This is a genomic window from Qipengyuania triglochinis (genome assembly GCF_054655615.1).
On record NZ_BAAHND010000001.1, the window covers coordinates 60942 to 77584 of the forward strand.

A 16643-nucleotide genomic window follows, 5' to 3' on the forward strand; every position below is an offset into this window, starting at 1 on the left:
ATGCGACAGGCAGCGTGCCAGAGCGAAAGGCAAAAAAGGCGATGCTCCGGCGTTGACTTGGGCCAGCCTTTCGCTTAACGGCACGCTTCTTTCCGGGCCCACTAACAAGTGGGTCGACGGGCGCGCCGTAATTTCGCAAGGATGCGGCACAGCAATTTGAACGAGAGACACGTACCATGTTCGCAGTAGTGCGCACGGGCGGCAAGCAATACCGGGTTGCCGCCGGAGACAAGATCGCAGTTGAAAAACTGGCTGGCGAAGCCGGCGAAACCATCACGCTGGGCGACGTTCTGCTCGCTGGCGAAGGCGACAAGCTGGCTGACGCAGCGAAGACTGTCGTCTCGGCAGAGATCATTGCGCAAGCGAAGAGCGAAAAGGTTCTCGTCTTCAAGAAGCGGCGTCGTCACAACTATCGTCGCAAGAACGGCCACCGTCAGCAGATGACGCTTCTGCGCATCACTGCGGTCGGCGATTCGAAGGCTGAAAAAAAGGCTGCTCCCAAGAAGGAAGCAGCCAAGGCCGACGAGACGCCCAAGGCTGAAGCGAAAAAAGCCGCTCCCAAGAAGGATGCGGCTCCGAAGAAGGCTCCTGCCAAGAAGGCTCCTGCCAAGAAGGCAGACGCCAAGAAGACCGAAGCCAAGAAGTAAGGATACCGGACCATGGCACATAAAAAAGCAGGCGGTTCGTCGCGTAACGGTCGTGATTCGGCCGGTCGTCGTCTTGGTGTGAAGAAGTTCGGCAGCGAAAACGTTGTCGCTGGCAACATTATCGTGCGTCAGCGCGGCACGAAGTTCTACCCGGCCGTAAACGTCGGCATGGGCAAGGACCACACGCTGTTCGCGCTGACCGACGGCACTGTTCGATTCCACTCGGGCAAACTCGGCCGCAAATATGTATCCGTCGATCAAATGGCGGAAGCAGCCGAATAACCGGACGTTCCGATAACGGGATCGTCCAAGCGGGACGGTCCCAGTCGGTTTAACGAACCGGCAGACGAAGAGGGAGATGGGGCCGACCCGTCTCCCTCTTGTCGTTTCTCCCTCTTCACCATCGCAGGCGAAATAGCTTTTCGCCGCCACGCAATTGTCACGTGTCCGGCCTAGGAGCCCGGAGCGTGGATGAACCGGGAGAATACCGATGTTCCATGTTACTAAGCGGCTGCTGTTGCGGCCGGCCTGGCCAGAAGATGCTGAAGCGCTGTTTGGGGGGATCGCCGATAAAGGCGTCGTCCGTAACCTCGCACGCGCGCCTTGGCCTTACCTGCCGGAACATGCGCGTCAATTCGTGGCGATGGATCAAAATCCCCAGATGCCAAGCTTCCTGATCACCCTTCCGGGAGATGGCGGCTCGCGCATTATCGGCGGAGCGGGTCTTGGTAATTCGGGCGACGGCATCGAGCTTGGTTATTGGGTTGCGCGCCCCTTCTGGGGGCAAGGCTACGCTACCGAAGCAGCACGGGGCGTACTTGAAGTTGCCCGGCTCCTTGGTCACGACCGGATCGAAGGTGGTCATTTTGTCGATAATCCCGCGTCGGGCAGGGTTCTGCGCAAACTGGGGTTCCGACCAACCGGCAAAACGGTGAGGCGGCATAGCTGCGGGCGCGGTGAGGAAGCGGAATGCCTTACCTATGTCTTAGAATTGGCAGCTGACGCCGGGCCAAGCTTACAAGCAGCTTGAGCAGAAACGAAATAGCCCCCGCGACTCCGAGTCGTGGGGGCTTTTCGAAACCGGGCCGCTTTGTATTATTCGGCAGGGATGAGTGCGGCTTCGAACTCACCTTCATACCTGCCGATCAACGCACGATCATCATGGTCCCACGGATGAAACCCAGGCCTAAAATAGGCGAGCCATGCAGGGAAGATACGGCGGACGACACCGGGCGAAATGGTAAGGTACTTAAACAGGCCCCATCTTGCCTTCCAGCCGGTGATACCGTCCTGAGCAAGCAGTTCGAGCGAATCGGTCCAGCGATTACGGAAGAAATGATAGCTGACGATCAGCATCATCAGCGTCCGCAACTTATAGCGCTTCACCTTGGACCAATTCCTGGTCGCATGATTCCACGTGTCGAAAGCGACGCCCTTGTGCTCGATCTCTTCCACGGCATGCCATTCCCACATCGCGCGCACTTCAGGATCGGCATCATCGAAATGAGCAGGGTTGGCCAGAAATTCTGCGGCCATCATCGCGGTGTAATGTTCGAGCGCCATCGTGCTGGCCAGATTGAAGATGACCGGACGGTCTTTCGTCATGGCGAGCAATTCTTCCACGCGCTTGTCGATCACCTTGATATCGTAGCCATGGTCGGCAGCCAGTCGATTGAAGGCGATGTGTTCACGGGTGTGATTGATTTCCTGACGGACGAAAGCGCGAATTTCCGCTTCCAGCCGTGGTTCTGCTCCATCGCGGTGGGCTTTTACGGCTTCGATGAAGAAGGCTTCTCCACGCGGGAATGTAGCAGAGAGCGCATTGTGCCAAGCGGTGCCAAACGCGTCGCCGGCCCACCAGCGATCGGGCTTGGTCGCCCGATTGAAGCGCTCGTCACGCACGGTGATGGTCAAATCAGCGGGGGTGGGCGCGGAGGAAATCGGTTTGTTGGATGCCAGAGTGTTCAAGGCAATCTCCATGATCACTTACAGCAAAGTAAATAGTGCTTACTGACATTGGTGTCAATAATTCGGCCCGTAGGGTTGCGAAAGCGCGCCAATGCGATAACGATTCAGCGAATGGCCACTCGCAAGCGTCTGTCCCCCGAAGAATCACGTCTCGCCGCCCTTGAGGCTGCTCGCATTCTTCTCATCGAAACGGGGCCGCAGTCTGTCACGTTAAAAGCTGTGGCTTCGCGGATCGGGCGGACTCACGCCAATCTGCTGCACCATTTCGGTTCGGCAGCAGGGCTACAGAAAGAGCTCGCCCGCCATCTGGCAGAGACCGTCTGTTCGACGATTGCGGATGCCGTACGCGCAAGCAGAGCGGGGCTGGGCCATCCACGTGAAGTGGTCGATCTTGCTTTCGACGCGTTCGACAAGGAAGGAGCAGGGGCGCTCGCTAGCTGGATGATCCTGACCGGAAACGAAGATGCTTTGACGCCAATCGTGGAAACCATTCACGAATTGGTCGACGAAATTGCTCCCGAAGAGGCCTTACATTTGGACAAACCCCTCCAGGTGCACGAGGAAACACTCGGACTGGTTTTGATGGCGCTAGGCGATGCGCTGATCGGTACTGCTCTTTCGCGCTCGCTCGGTCTTCCGGATACCGCGGCTCGGGACCGGGCAGAACGAATGCTTACAGGGGCTTTGGAACCGCAAGCGTGACGGCGGCGCGATCAGTCTGACAACGAGTTAGCCAGCCATTCCGGTGCTCTATCGGGACCAATATCGGCAATGCGCAGATGGTCGACGGCGAGCCCAAGGTCATCGTATCCCACCTTGCGGCGCTTTTCGTCCGACTGATTGAGTGGAACGACAATAAGCCGCCGATTTACCTTGCTGCGCCAGTTCATGCGCGCAGTATTTTCCTGACCGATATAACAGCCTTTATCGAACGCGACTCCGTGCAGCTCGACTGCATTGGTTTCCAGCCAAAGGATGTCCGCCAGTTCGCCCCGGCCTTCTGGTACTCCCAAGGACAAGCGATGAGCACGATAGGCATCGTCGGCAGATTCGTCTTCGTTACTCGCCGGGGCGAGCCAGCGCTGACCGAGCGCTGCCAACCGAGGATCAGGTGCACCTCCATCGCCTGGGTGGTCCTGCCAGTGAACCGCAACACTCTCGTCCACCTTGATGTCGATCTTGCGGCGCAGCCGATATAGCGACAGTCTTTTCGCCAGTTCTTCTGCATGGTCGGCTTCGCAATCGAGTAGAAGCGCCCCTTCGGCAGCAGGCCAGACGATCATGTCGAACATCGCCTTGCCCTGGGGGGTCAGCAATCCGGCATATACCGGCAGTGCCTTGGTCACGTCATTCGTAAGAAGACCTTGGAGGAAAGCTGGCACATCCTCGCCTTCGCCCTGAGGGCTGACACGGATCACGGCGCGGTTCATCAGGCGTGTTGCTGTCATGGGTGACAGATAGGTCCCCTGCGGCCATAGGCAACCATCATGACCAAGCCTGCCGACTCGCTAACCATTCGCCGCCCTGACGATTGGCACCTGCATTTTCGCGATGGCGCTACTATGCGCGCCGTGGTTCCGCACACTGCGCGGCAGTTTGCTCGTGCGATTGTGATGCCCAATCTTGCGCCTCCTGTCACGACGACCAAGCTGGCAGAGAGTTATCGCGAGCGAATTTTGGAAGCCGTCCCGGATGGTGTGGACTTTACGCCACTAATGACGGCGTATCTTACCGATGAAACGGTTGCCGATGACCTCGCTGCTGGTTTTGCCGGCGGAGTGCTGACCGCGGCGAAACTGTATCCGGCAGGCGCCACAACCAACTCGTCACACGGCGTAACCGATATCGCCAAGATCGAAGCGGTTCTGGAACGCATGGCTGCGATCGGTATGCCACTATGCGTGCATGGCGAAGTCACTCACCCCGATATCGATATCTTCGATCGCGAGGCGGTTTTCATAGAGCGCATCTTGGCTCCGTTGATCGATCGTATGCCCGACCTGAAGGTTATCTTCGAACATATAACCACCAGGCAGGCAGTCGATTTCGTCGATGCGGCAGGCCCGAACGTGGGAGCTACCATCACTCCCCAGCATCTGCATATCAATCGGAACGCGATCCTTGTCGGCGGCATCCGACCACACATGTTCTGCCTGCCTGTGGCCAAGCGCGAGGAGCATCGGCTGGCGCTACGTAAGGCTGCAACGTCGGGTTCGCAAAAATACTTCCTGGGCACTGATAGCGCGCCCCATCACCGCCATGCGAAGGAAAGCGATTGTGGCTGTGCGGGGATATTCAATGCACCCTACGCCTTGGAAAGCTATGTCACGGTTTTTGATGAAGAAGAGGCGCTCCAGCACTTCGAGGGCTTTGCCAGCCTGAATGGACCTGCATTCTACGGCCTTCCAGTAAACGAAGAGACGATTACGCTGGAAAAGGTGGATGTTACCGTGCCTGCCGAAGTCGATGGCGGCGAGGCGCCCGTGGTACCCTTCCATGCTGGCGAGATGCTCAAATGGCGGTTGGCTTCCTGACCCGGGAGCGGGACCACAGGTCCCAAACGAAGATGGCCGCCGCAGCCCAAATGCATGCGAAGCACGCGGCCTGAGCAGGTTTCAAATCTTCGCCGAACACGGTGAGACCGAGAACGAAGACGATGCTGGGTGCCAGGAACTGGATGAAGCCCAGCGTTGAATAAGGAAGACGTCTTGCGGCAATGGCGAACATCAACAGCGGGATCGCGGTCAATACGCCACCCAGCATGATTGCAAGGCTTAAGCCGATACTCTGTGCGAAGCCGGACCCCGCCGGAAGACCAGCATAGTACCAGGTCACACCTGCTGCCGGGATAAGCAGAAGCAATGATTCGATCGTAAGTCCAGGCAGCGCCCCCACATCAAGCTGCTTGCGGATCAAGCCATAGGTTCCGAAGCTGAGCGCCAGCGTCAGACTGATCCATAGCGTGGTGAGCGCGCCGCCCATGAGCAAAGACACACCGACCCCGGCAAGTCCCACTGCCAGCCATTGCAGCCGGGAAAGCTTTTCCTTGAGCAGGAGCGTGCCAAGAAGAACATTGACGAGCGGATTGATGTAGTAGCCCAGGCTTGCTGCGTAGACATTGCCGTTTTGGATCGCCCAGACATAGACCACCCAGTTTACCGCGATGAGCGTCGCAGAAACGAGCAGCCATCCCATCGTTTTTGGGCTGCCAAGTGCCTCACGCAATTGCGGAAGCTGTTTGCGGACGAGAACGATCACGATGCAGAGCGGGAGTGTCCAGATGATCCGCCAGCCTACGAATTCTAGCGCTGGAACCTGTCGCACCAGAATGAGGTAAAGCGGCAGAAATCCCCAGATGACATAGGCGCCAATTGCTGCGCCGAGGCCGGTCTTTGGGTGCTCTTTTGCTGTCGGTTCCATGAATTGGTGGCGAGTAGGCCCGCTGCCATATTGCCGCAAGCTTCATCTCGCCCCGGCTAGATGCACGGCTCAACGAAAAATCGATTTTCTTCAGGTTGGTTGCTTTCCGTTCAGAAAAGGACGCCTAATCATGAACGTCAGACAGGGAAACGAGTCGAACACGGCCGAAAGGAATTACCAATGCCAAAACTCATTAAGACCATCTCAATCGCCCTAGCCGCCACCGGCCTTTCCTTGGGCGTTCCGGCAGCCGCGGCGGTACCGACGCATTCTTCTCCTCAGGCGCATGCTGCCGTTACCGGAAATATGGTCTATGAGCATGGCAGGAAATGGAAACGCCACCGCGACTATCGGGGCGACCGCCGTTATGGCGAGCGCCGCCCCTATTATTCAGGTTACGATCGCAATTGGGGTCAGCCGGTTCGCCGCGATACCCGTATCTGGCGTGGCCGGGACGATCGCTACTATTGTCGCAAGGATGACGGCACGACCGGCCTCCTTGTCGGTGCCGGAGTAGGCGCCTTGCTTGGCCACGAAGTCGCGGGCCAGAATGGCGACCGTACCCTCGGCGCTATCCTCGGCGGAGCCGCCGGTGCGCTTCTTGGCCGCACTATCGATAGATCCAGCACGCGCTGCGGTTGATTTAGACGAGCTTCAGGCTGTGCCCACCCGCAGCCTGGAGGCGGCCTTCGGGTCGCAGTGGGCGTCGTCCGAACCCTTGCAAAAAGGGGCGGGCGGCGCCCTTTCTATTGCCTAGGTGTGAGCGTCCTTCGATTTGCGAACCGGCTGGTTGGTATCCTTCAATCCCACACCAATGCTGGCGCGCGGTTGTTCCATTTCGGTGCTCGCCACCGGGTAGGCACAATAGTCGGCTGCATAGAATGCGGCTGGGCGGTGATTACCGGAGAGTCCGATTCCGCCGAACGGAGCCGCGGAGGATGCCCCGTTTGTCGGCTTGTTCCAGTTAACGATGCCAGCCCGGATCTCTGCCCAGAACCGATCGAAGTCCTGAGGGTTTCCGCCGATTAAGGATGCCGACAGGCCATAGCGAGTGTTGTTGGCTTCGGCGATCGCCGCGTCGAAATCCGGCACCCGGATAACCTGCAGAAGCGGACCGAACAATTCGACATCGGGCCGGTCGGCGATTGCGGTCACATCGATTATCCCCGGGGTGAGGAAAGGCAGATCGGACTGCGGGCGGGTCATAGCAAGAATGTCCTGACCCCCATGCTCAAGCAGAGCCTCGCGACTCTCGACCAGTAGTTCGGCAGCCTCGTTATCGATGACGGTGCCCATGAATGGCTGGGGATCGGCGAAGGGTTCATCCACCAGCAAGCGCTCTGCCAAGATTTTTACTGCGGGAATGATCTGGTCGTAAAAACTGTCAGGGACAATTAGCCGCCGCGCCGCGGTGCACCGTTGGCCGGCAGTGGTGAAAGCGGACTGGATTATCGTAACCGCAGCATCCTCGATCTTCGGCGTTTCAAGCATTACAATGGGATTGTTGCCGCCCATCTCGAGGGCAACGATCTTGCCTGGGTCGCTCGCCAGCTTCTTGTTGATCGCAATCCCCGCCGGGGCGGAGCCCGTGAACAACAGCCCATCAATTGCAGGATGGGCAACCAGCGCCTTGCCGATATCCGCCCCGCCGTGAACACATTGGACCACGTCTTCCGGTATCCCGGCCTCGTGGAACAGCTTGGTTAGAAATTCGCCGACGGCCGGCGTCTTTTCGCTCGGCTTGAACACCACAACATTGCCTGCAATCAGGGCTGGTACGATATGGCCGTTGGGAAGATGTGCGGGGAAGTTATAGGGGCCAAGGACGGCCATCACGCCGTGAGGCTTGTGGCGTAAGGCGGCACTGCCCTGTAGCGCGCTGTCGAGTTTCTTCTGCCCGGTACGCTCCGCGAAAGCTGTGATTGAAATCTCGATCTTGTTCTTCACCGCCTCGACCTCGGTGCGAGCTTCCCACAAAGGCTTGCCCGTCTCACGCGCAATCAATTCGGCGAAGGGGTCTGCGTGTTTCAGGACTTCATTGGCAAAGCGGCGTAATAACTCCATCCGCCGAGCAGTGGATTCCCGCGCCCAGGCTGTCTTTGCCGCAAGAGCGCGTTCCATCGCTTGTTCGACATTGCCTACCTTGCCGCGCCAGATCTGATTGCCGGTTGCCGGTTCGGTCGAAATCATTTTGTCTGACACTGGAATATCCTGTCCTTAAACCCGTTATCTTGCTTTTACTGGCCTATGTGCTTCCACATAGGCGGCGTCAAATCGCGAACGCTAGCTGTTTGCTGCCGGTTCCGGAGCAGGGCCATGGGCGTCTCCCATCCGGCGAAGCCTGGCCACCTTACCATGCAGCGGCTGCCAATCGTCACGCTGATCGATCGCGGACCAGATCGCTTCGACCTCCTCGACAAGCATGCTCTCGGGATCAGCTTGCGACCAATAGGCGTGCTCGCTTTTTACCGAACGATAGCGTGCGAGAATTTCTCCGAGCTCACCCGTCGCATTCCGGCCTCCGCGATGACGATGGAAGAAGGCATCTGGCTGTTCGCCATTCTGAGAAAGCAGTGCCTCGCATGCCCCGACCAGCTTGCCATCCTCTTCGACCCCACGGCTTTCGACGCCAAGACGCCAGCACCAGCGCTTTCCAACGGCGGCCATGTAGAGTGGCCCAAACCGCTCCATCGCGGCGATTAGCGGCGGCGCGTCCGTGATAAGGCGCAGCGCAATCGCAAGCTGGCCGCAATTCCAGTGCAGCGCTTCAGGCTGGCGGCCAAATGCATAAAGCCCGGTGTGGTCGAAATATGCGGCTGTGAAGCCCGGGTCCCATTTAGGCAGAAAGCGCCACGGCCCATAGTCGAAGCTTTCGCCCGAGACATTCATATTGTCCGTGTTGAGGACGCCATGAACAAAGCCGGCCACCATCCAGCTGGCAGCAAGGTCGGCAAGCCGTTCCACTACGAGATGCATCAGCCTGACAGCAGGTTGGTCAGCTCCCGGAGCGTCCGCAGAGGCAGGCGGGCCGGGGAATTGCGTGAGGCAGTAATCGACCAATTGCTCCATGTGAGCGCTTTCTTCAAGCGCGAGCAGCCGCTGAAATGTGCCGATGCGGATATGTCCATGACTTAGCCGAGTCATCACCGCCGAGCGCGTGGGAGAGGGTTCGTCACCGCGGACAAGTTCTTCGCCGGTTTCAACAATGCTGAAGGTCTTTGAGGTATTGACGCCGAGGGCTTCCAGCATTTCGGTGGCCAGTATTTCCCGCACACCGCCTTTAAGGGTAAGTCGCCCGTCGCCAGCTCTGCTCCAGGGGGTCTGGCCGGAGCCTTTCGTTCCTAGATCGAGCAGGCGCTCATCTCCATCCCGCATTTGAGCAAAGAGGAAGCCTCGCCCGTCTCCAAGATCGGGATTGTACACGCGAAACTGGTGTCCGTGGTACCGCAAGGCGAGCGGAACAGGCAGATTGTCCGCCAGGGGCGCGAAGCTACCGAAATGCTTCAACCACTCCTCGTCCGAAAAACTGTCGAGGCCTACCGCCTGTGCCCAGCGATCATTGCGGAAGCGCAAGGTAGTCTCTGGAAATGGGGCCGGAGCAACTTCATCGCCGAGCCATCCGGCAAGGTCGAGGATCGGTGTCTCAGGGCGATAGGGGGAAGGGTTGGGTGCACTCGGCATCTGCTTGGGATGGGCGTCGTGCAGGCTGCATGCAAGTCGTCTCTCGAAATTTGCGTGAAGCCGCGCTACCGGAGCGGTCATGGAAAGCGATTATAGCGAACGCAGCTGGCAGAGCCCCGATGGGCTGGAGCTGTACTTCCGGGATTATGCCGATAACCAAAGTGGCAAAATCCCTGTCGTATGTCTGCACGGTCTCACTCGGAACAGCCGGGATTTCGACAATCTGGCCCCGCACATCGTGAGCCAGGGACACCGCGTAATCGTGCCGGATATGCGCGGCCGCGGGCAGAGCGCCTACGCGGACGATAGCGCGACTTATGCGGTCCCTAACTACATTTCCGACGTGATGGCACTTCTGGCACAGGAAGGGATCGACCGGTTTGTTTCGATAGGCACCTCGATGGGCGGCATCATGACCATGTTGATGGCCCAGTTCGTGCCGGGAAAGATTGCCGGTGCGGTACTCAACGATATCGGTCCGGTCGTGGACCCGCAGGGAATCGAAGGCATCCGCACATATCTGGGGAAGGGCGGTAGTTTCCCGACATGGATGCATGCTGCGCGCAGTCTTGAGGAGGCGCACGGAGAGGCGCACCCTTCCTTCGATACCAACGACTGGATCGGCATGGCGAAGCGGACCATGACCCTGTGCAACAACGGCCGAATAGCCTTCGACTACGACATGAAGATCGCCGAACCTTTCAACGAAGCGGATAAGAGCGCCGTGCCGCCCGATCTGTGGCCCGGATTCGAAGCGCTGGCGGACAAGCCCCTGGTTCTGGTTCGCGGCTCACTGTCGACGCTCCTCAGTAAAGAAACATTGTCCGAGATGCAGCGCCGTGCCCCTCATGCCGACACCGTGATCGTGCCGGAAGTGGGGCATGCCCCCACTCTTGACGAGCCGGAAGTGCGCAGTGCCATTGATGCCCTGTTGGCCAGCGTCGGATGAGTTCCTCGTCAGGCGATCTGCCGCCACATCTTCTCCATGTGCTGCCCACAGCAGAGTCGGTCGAACTGATCGGCGCGTTCGGTGGCAAGCTTCGGCACACTTTGGTTACATTGGATGGGACGCTGCCAGAGGGGCTGCAGGCCACTTCCTATATCAAACCGGCCAACAATTTTCCCGCTCTCGAAGGCCTGCCGCTTCCCGGACGCATGCAGAAGATGGCGCGCGCGATGACAGCGTTCGATCTGGTTCTGACTCACGGACTCGGCGCTCTCGACGTCGCCATGGCGCACACCATGTTCAAAGATGTGATGAATCTGCCCGCGCTGATCCATCATGAGCATGATCCTGACCAGAAGCGCAGTTTGAAGCGCACGTGGTATCGGCGGATCGCTCTCGGGAAGTCTGCAGGAATTGTTGTACCGAGTGAACGGCTGGAAGAAGCCGCACTGGTCGACTGGCAGCAGCCCATGGGGCGGGTGAAGCGGATCAGCCCGGGGATCGACACCAAAGCTTTTGCGAAAAAACCCAAGCGCGATGGTTTTCGCCTGATCAAGCATCCCGGTGAGATGTGGGTCGGTGTATGGGCTGACAGTGCCGATCAGGAAGGGGTGTCCATGCTGTTTCGCGCCTTCGCCGAAATGGAAACTGACTGGCAGCTCATCGTTCTGGGCGAGAATATCCAGACCGCTGCACTGGACGCGGAAATCGACCGGCTTGAATTGGTGGATCGGGTCTATTTCCCCGGCATTCCTCGCGACGCCACGAAGGTCATCGGCTTGTTCGATATCTTTGTTAAGACTACGCCTTGCCGAGAGTTTCCAGTCCATCTGGTCGAAGCGATGGCTGCAGCGGTACCGGTACTCGCAGTACGCGACGGCGAAGCGGATCAGTTGCTCGCCGAAGCCAATCGCGAATGGTTGTTCGATGCCAACGCCGAAAGCACGCTGGCGGCCAATCTGCGCAGCCTTGCACAGGACAAGCCGCTACGAAGTGCAATCGGCGAAGCGAACCGGTTGCGTGCAGTGCAGGAACTCGATCGCGCGAAAACCATCGCTACTTTCCGCCGCCTATATGCCAGCGCTATGAAGCGTGAATTTTAGGCGTTTAAGTTTTTCATGGTGCATTCACGCGGACGGGGACAGGCAAGGGCGCGATTTGTCCTAGGCATTGCCCATTCGCGGCGGGGTGCCTAAAGACCCGCGCAACCGAATTTCAAGGACCGGAGACCGCGCCGCAGTGGCACGCACACCCAAGACCGAACTGAGCCGCGAAGAAAAACGGGCGAAAGCCGATGCGGCCGAACAGGAAGCCCTGATGCGCGAGGTGGACGATGCTGTCCGCCAGGGCGATCTCGAAAGCTTCATGGGCACATATGGCAAGGCGCTTTTTGCGGTTGTTGTCCTCGGCCTCGCTGCATTCGGCGGCTACCTTTACTGGCACAACCAGCAGGAAGCCGAAATCGAACGGTCGAGCGAGCAGCTCGTAACCGTGATGGATCAGCTCGATGCCGGAAATATCGATGCAACGGCTGGTCGTCTTGAAGATTTCGAAGGGACGGGCACCCCGGCCGTGAGCGCCAAGATGCTCGCTGCCGGCATTGCCGCAGAGCAGGGTGACAGTGAGAAAGCTGGCAAGCTGTTCGGCGAAGTGGCGAACGATGCAGCAGCTCCCCAGGCGCTGCGAGATCTGGCCACTGTCCGGCGCACTGCGACCTTGTTCGACAGCATGAAGCCGGAAGACGTCATCGCCGCCGTGAAGCCGTTGGCCGTGCCAGGCGAACCCTTCTTCGCCAGTGCGGGCGAGTTGCTGGCCCATGCCTATCTTGCGCAGGACAAGCGTAGCGAAGCGGGCGCCCTGTTCGCGCAGATTTCCCGCGATGAGAACACGCCCGAATCGGCACGGGCACGCATGCTCAACATGGCCGGCATTCTGGGTGTGGATGCTGTCGACGATGTTCAGGACCTGCTCGATACACAGCGGGTTAACGATCCCTCGCCCAGCGGCGAGTGACACGAAACGGAAATTTGATGAGCCAGACCATGAACAAGACCATCTTGCGCAGCGCGCTTCTTTCAGCCGGGACGCTCGCCCTTGCGGCTTGCAGCGGCGGCCTGTTCGGCGGGGGTGACGGCAAGAAGACCACTCCGACGCTGGGCGAACGCCAGCCGATCCTCTCGCGCATCGAGAGCGGGGCTAAGGTCGATCCGGCGCTAGCGGGAACTGCCGTTGTTCTTCCGGCTGCGCAGACAAACGCTTCATGGGGACAAGCGGGCGGTACGGCGAGCAAGAGCTATGGCCAACTCGCGCTTTCAGCGACGCCTACCCAAGCCTTTACCGCACAGATCGCCGGAGCCAGCAACAAGCGGCGTCTTGGCGCGCCCCCGGTTGTCGGCGGCGGCAAACTGTTCGCCGTCGGAACCGATGGCCAGGTTACCGCCTTCGACGCGCAGAGCGGTTCACGCATCTGGACCTATCAAGCCGATCTGACCGACGATATGCGTCCATCCGCTTTTGGCGGAGGGGTCAGCTTCGACAATGACAAGATTTACGGCACCGATGGTGCAGGTAATGTCTTCGCACTCGATGCCAGCAATGGTGCCCAGCTCTGGAAGGTGAAGCCCGGCGGTCCCTTGCGCGGATCGCCGACCGTGGCTTTCGGCAATATCTTCGTGATGAGCCAGGACAATCAGCTGTTCGCTCTCAATGCGACCGATGGCAAACTGGCGTGGCAGGAATCCGGATCGACCACGATGGCCGGCGTATTCGGCGTGGCAGCTCCTGCGGCTGGTAACGGCACCGTGGTCAGTGGATATACCTCTGGCGAACTGGTGGCCTACAGATACGAAAACGGCCGCAGCCTATGGGCAGATGCCTTGGCACGGACATCGATCTCGACGCAGGTCGGGGCTTTATCCGATATCGATGCCGATCCCATCATCGACAATGGGCAAGTGTTCGCGCTTGGTCAGGGCGGCCGCATGGCTGCTTACGAACTCGTCACGGGCCAGCGCCTGTGGGAACTCAACGTAGCCGGTATCAGCACACCTGCTATCGCCGGTGACTGGATTTTCGCTCTCACCGACGATGCACGCATGATGGCGATCGCCCGTAGCACCGGTAAGGTGCGCTGGCTGACGCAGCTCGCGCGTTTCGAGAACGAGAAAAAGAAGAAGAACCCGATCTTCTGGCAGGGGCCGGTGCTTGCGGGCGGCAATCTATGGGCCGTGAACTCTGATGGCGAAATCTGGACGGTCAGCACCGGCGAAGGTTCTGCCTCGCTCTATCGGGAGCTGGGCGAGTCGATCAGTCTGCCGCCGGTGGTGGCCAACGGCACGCTTTACGTGCTGGACGACAGCGGGCGGATTACCGCTTTCCGCTGATGCTGACGCCGAAGCGGGTCAGTCGAGAGGCTGACCCTCGTCGGTTTCATAAACCCTGAAATCGCGGGACAATGGCGGATTAGCCGCCATGAACTTCTGGAATTCCGCCATATGTGCGGAACGACCATGCGCATCCAGCGCCGCCTGATCGCGCCAGCGTTCGAACAGGATAAGCCGATCGGGATCGGCAAGATCGCGCGCAAAGGCGTAGTCAAGGCAACCGTCTTCTGCCCGGCTGGCGCGGACCATATCGACCAGCGCTTTCTGCATCGCCGCATCGATCGTGCGGCCCAGATTGATGGTGCCGTTGATCTGGATCATTCCGCGCAGTCCTTTTTATCGATTAGAAGCTGTATTTATACACCCGGCTGATGTCGCCGTTCCATTCGCCGTTGTAGCGATCGAGCAGGACCTGAGCAGGGACCTTCCCGGTCGCGACAATTTCGTCGAGCGTTTCCAGGAAACCGGTCTCGTTATCGCCCGAAGAATTCAGGCGCCCGCGGGCAGCAAGGCCTGACCGGGCGATCGCAAGGACTTCTTTCGCGAGATCGCGCAACTTGCCGCCGCCCGGTATCGCAGCGCCCAGCGCTTCCTTGGGGACGGCGTTACGGAGCGTCTCACGCTCTTCCATTGTCCAGTCCTTGACGAGATTCCATGCCGCATCGAGTGCGTTCTGGTCATAGAGCAGGCCCACCCAGAATGCGGGCAGGGCGCAAATCCGGCTCCACGGGCCACCATCGGCACCGCGCATCTCGAGGAAGCTTTTCAAGCGCACTTCCGGGAAGGCCGTGGAAAGGTGGTCCCACCAATCGCTCTCTGTCGGTTTTTCGCCCGGCAGGACTTCGAGCTTGCCTTCGAGAAAATCGCGGAAGCTGAGACCGGCTGCGTCGATATATTGCCCGTCCCGGAAGACGAAATACATCGGCACATCGAGCATGTAATCAGCCCAGCGTTCGTAGCCGAAGCCATCTTCGAAAACGAAGGGCAGCATGCCGGTACGATGGGGGTCGGTGTCCGACCAGATATGGCTGCGATAGGAGAGGTAGCCGTTGGGCTTGCCTTCGGTGAAAGGCGAGTTGGCGAACAGCGCCGTGGCGAGCGGTTGAAGCGCAAGTCCGGTGCGGAACTTCTGCACCATGTCCGCCTCGCTCGAATAGTCGAGATTGACCTGGATGGTGCAAGTGCGCAGCATCATGTCGAGGCCAAGCGAGCCCACGCGCGGCATGTGCCGCTTCATGATGTCATAGCGCCCCTTGGGCATCATCGGCAGCTCTTCGCGCGTCTTGTCCGGCCACATGCCGAGACCGAGGAAGCCGACCTGGCAATTCTCGCCCACCTTCTTGACCTGATCGAGGTGACGGCCGGTTTCGGCGCAGGTCTGGTGCAGGTTTTCCAGCGGTGCGCCCGACAGTTCCAGCTGGCCTGCGGGTTCGAGGCTTACCGTCCCGTCTTCGCCGGACATGGCGATGACCTTGCCGCCTTCCTCAACCGGCTTCCAGCCGAACTCCTGCAAGCTCAGGAGGATGTCACGGATACCGCCGGGTTCATCATAGGATGGGGCGCGGTGATCGCTTTTATGGAAGACCAGCTTTTCGTGCTCGGTGCCGATGCGCCAGGCCTCTTTCGGCTTCTCGCCGCCTCGCATCGGCGCAACCAGTTGGTCGCGGCTTTCGATGATCGGATCGTCTTTGGCAGAGGTGTCACGCGTGCTCATAAGGCTCGCGTTAGGCAAGCCGTCCTTGCGAGGAAAGTAATTTATTCCTCGCCGATCCAGTCGCCCGCTTCGGCCATCCACACGGCTATTCCTGCCAGCGCCGCCGTTTCGCCGCGCAGGATGCGCGGGCCGAGGCTGATGGCGCGTGCGGCAGGATGGGCGCGAATTGCGGCGCGTTCCTGATCGGTAAAGCCTCCTTCGGGTCCGGTAAGTAGGGCGGCCGGGCCATCGGCGTAGCAAAAGGCGTCGGCCGCCGCTTCGCCGCCTTCTTCATCGGCAAAGAAAAGGATCCGCTCTTTCGGCCAGTCGCGCAGCAGCGCATCCAGTTTCTGCGGCTCGCCAACATCGGGTAAAGCCGTACGCGCGCATTGCTCGGCAGCTTCGGTGACGATCGTATTGGCGCGCTCGGGATTGAGCTTGTCGGCCACGCACCGGCTGGTGACGACCGGCTGGATTCGGTCCACGCCAAGCTCCGTGGCCTTTTCCAGGACCATATCGAAGCGGTCTTTCTTGAGCAGGGCGGCGCATAGCCAGAAGTCGGGCACTTCTTCACGCGGCCGCAGATGTTGCTGCGGTTTCAGGAGGACATGACGCTTGCCAGCATCCACGACTTCGGCAGCCCATTCGCCGGTCTTGTTGTCGCAGATGATCACCGTATCGCCCGGCGCGATCCGCATGACTTTGCTAAGGTAATGCGCCTGATTGCCCTCGACCCGGACGTCTACCCCTTCGGAAAGAGATTCATCGACGAAAAGGCGAGGGGCGCTCTTGGGCGGCCAGGCGGGGGTGGCGGACATGGGCGCGCTCCTAGCTCAGATGTGCAGGATGACGAAAGGAGGAATTCCACCTTTCGTGAGGGCGGGTGCGAGCAGGGATGACGGGAC

At 59.5% G+C, this 16643-nt stretch carries 18 protein-coding genes; 10 read left to right on the forward strand and 8 right to left on the reverse strand.

Going from position 1 to position 16643, the window contains the following annotated elements; translation table 11 throughout:
• The first annotated feature begins 176 nt into the window (after positions 1 to 176).
• The 3 genes from rplU (at position 177) to ACYQ0G_RS00325 (ending at position 1677) form a co-directional block, all read left to right on the forward strand.
• Positions 177 to 647, forward strand: a complete 471-nt coding sequence (rplU, locus tag ACYQ0G_RS00315) for a 50S ribosomal protein L21 (protein ID WP_460098162.1) — start codon at positions 177 to 179, stop codon at positions 645 to 647.
• 12 nt (positions 648 to 659) lie between these two features.
• Complete coding sequence (gene rpmA / locus ACYQ0G_RS00320; protein ID WP_460098164.1) at positions 660 to 929, forward strand: 50S ribosomal protein L27; 270 nt, start codon at positions 660 to 662, stop codon at positions 927 to 929.
• A gap of 208 nt (positions 930 to 1137) precedes the next feature.
• A complete protein-coding gene (locus tag ACYQ0G_RS00325) occupies positions 1138 to 1677 on the forward strand; it encodes a GNAT family N-acetyltransferase (RefSeq protein WP_460098165.1) in 540 nt (179 codons plus the stop codon).
• A gap of 65 nt (positions 1678 to 1742) precedes the next feature.
• Here ACYQ0G_RS00325 and ACYQ0G_RS00330 read toward each other — a convergent pair whose 3' ends face one another.
• Positions 1743 to 2627 (reverse strand): metal-dependent hydrolase, encoded by an 885-nt coding sequence (locus ACYQ0G_RS00330; RefSeq protein ID WP_460098167.1) that lies wholly within the window; start codon positions 2625 to 2627, stop codon positions 1743 to 1745.
• A 99-nt stretch (positions 2628 to 2726) separates the two neighbouring features.
• On the opposite strand from ACYQ0G_RS00330, the gene ACYQ0G_RS00335 reads away from it, so the two are divergent.
• On the forward strand, positions 2727 to 3317 hold the full coding sequence (locus ACYQ0G_RS00335) for a TetR/AcrR family transcriptional regulator (RefSeq protein WP_460098168.1): 591 nt from the start codon (positions 2727 to 2729) through the stop codon (positions 3315 to 3317).
• Between the two features lie 11 nt (positions 3318 to 3328).
• On the opposite strand, the gene ygfZ is transcribed toward ACYQ0G_RS00335, so the two are convergent.
• On the reverse strand, positions 3329 to 4063 hold the full coding sequence (gene ygfZ / locus ACYQ0G_RS00340; RefSeq protein ID WP_460098169.1) for a CAF17-like 4Fe-4S cluster assembly/insertion protein YgfZ: 735 nt from the start codon (positions 4061 to 4063) through the stop codon (positions 3329 to 3331).
• Positions 4064 to 4102: 39 nt separating this feature from the next.
• Between ygfZ and pyrC the strand changes: the two genes are divergently transcribed.
• Positions 4103 to 5149, forward strand: a complete 1047-nt coding sequence (gene pyrC / locus ACYQ0G_RS00345) for a dihydroorotase (protein ID WP_460098171.1) — start codon at positions 4103 to 4105, stop codon at positions 5147 to 5149.
• On the opposite strand, the gene rarD is transcribed toward pyrC, so the two are convergent.
• Positions 5127 to 6035, reverse strand: coding sequence for an EamA family transporter RarD (rarD, locus tag ACYQ0G_RS00350; RefSeq protein WP_460098173.1), 909 nt, complete (start codon positions 6033 to 6035; stop codon positions 5127 to 5129). The two genes, pyrC and rarD, sit on opposite strands and share 23 nt — an antisense overlap.
• Before the next feature lie 180 nt (positions 6036 to 6215).
• Here rarD and ACYQ0G_RS00355 point away from each other — a divergent pair, with 180 nt between their 5' ends.
• The gene (locus ACYQ0G_RS00355) at positions 6216 to 6677 is read left to right on the forward strand and encodes a glycine zipper 2TM domain-containing protein (RefSeq protein ID WP_460098175.1); all 462 of its coding nucleotides are present in this window, start codon (positions 6216 to 6218) and stop codon (positions 6675 to 6677) included.
• Positions 6678 to 6788: 111 nt separating this feature from the next.
• Here the strand turns inward: ACYQ0G_RS00355 and astD are convergent, their stop codons facing one another.
• Both astD and ACYQ0G_RS00365 read right to left on the reverse strand, forming a co-directional pair.
• On the reverse strand, positions 6789 to 8237 hold the full coding sequence (gene astD, locus ACYQ0G_RS00360) for a succinylglutamate-semialdehyde dehydrogenase (protein ID WP_460098177.1): 1449 nt from the start codon (positions 8235 to 8237) through the stop codon (positions 6789 to 6791).
• Positions 8238 to 8318: 81 nt separating this feature from the next.
• A complete protein-coding gene (locus ACYQ0G_RS00365; RefSeq protein ID WP_460100568.1) occupies positions 8319 to 9716 on the reverse strand; it encodes a protein adenylyltransferase SelO in 1398 nt (465 codons plus the stop codon).
• Positions 9717 to 9795: 79 nt separating this feature from the next.
• Here ACYQ0G_RS00365 and ACYQ0G_RS00370 point away from each other — a divergent pair, with 79 nt between their 5' ends.
• The 4 genes from ACYQ0G_RS00370 (at position 9796) to ACYQ0G_RS00385 (ending at position 14045) form a co-directional block, all read left to right on the forward strand.
• Complete coding sequence (locus ACYQ0G_RS00370; protein WP_460098178.1) at positions 9796 to 10665, forward strand: alpha/beta fold hydrolase; 870 nt, start codon at positions 9796 to 9798, stop codon at positions 10663 to 10665.
• Complete coding sequence (locus tag ACYQ0G_RS00375; protein WP_460098180.1) at positions 10662 to 11765, forward strand: glycosyltransferase family 4 protein; 1104 nt, start codon at positions 10662 to 10664, stop codon at positions 11763 to 11765. The genes ACYQ0G_RS00370 and ACYQ0G_RS00375 overlap by 4 nt, the downstream gene beginning before the upstream one ends.
• 136 nt (positions 11766 to 11901) lie before the next feature.
• Complete coding sequence (locus ACYQ0G_RS00380; RefSeq protein WP_460098182.1) at positions 11902 to 12675, forward strand: tetratricopeptide repeat protein; 774 nt, start codon at positions 11902 to 11904, stop codon at positions 12673 to 12675.
• 17 nt (positions 12676 to 12692) lie between these two features.
• A complete protein-coding gene (locus ACYQ0G_RS00385) occupies positions 12693 to 14045 on the forward strand; it encodes a PQQ-binding-like beta-propeller repeat protein (protein WP_460098183.1) in 1353 nt (450 codons plus the stop codon).
• 18 nt (positions 14046 to 14063) lie between these two features.
• On the opposite strand, the gene ACYQ0G_RS00390 is transcribed toward ACYQ0G_RS00385, so the two are convergent.
• From ACYQ0G_RS00390 to ACYQ0G_RS00400, 3 genes are read right to left on the reverse strand one after another with little or no spacing between them, the layout of a single operon-like run.
• The gene (locus tag ACYQ0G_RS00390; RefSeq protein ID WP_460098184.1) at positions 14064 to 14366 is read right to left on the reverse strand and encodes a putative quinol monooxygenase; all 303 of its coding nucleotides are present in this window, start codon (positions 14364 to 14366) and stop codon (positions 14064 to 14066) included.
• Between the two features lie 22 nt (positions 14367 to 14388).
• On the reverse strand, positions 14389 to 15759 hold the full coding sequence (locus tag ACYQ0G_RS00395) for a glutamate--cysteine ligase (RefSeq protein ID WP_460098185.1): 1371 nt from the start codon (positions 15757 to 15759) through the stop codon (positions 14389 to 14391).
• Between the two features lie 41 nt (positions 15760 to 15800).
• The gene (locus tag ACYQ0G_RS00400) at positions 15801 to 16556 is read right to left on the reverse strand and encodes a 16S rRNA (uracil(1498)-N(3))-methyltransferase (RefSeq protein WP_460098186.1); all 756 of its coding nucleotides are present in this window, start codon (positions 16554 to 16556) and stop codon (positions 15801 to 15803) included.
• Between the last annotated feature and the right edge of the window lie 87 nt (positions 16557 to 16643).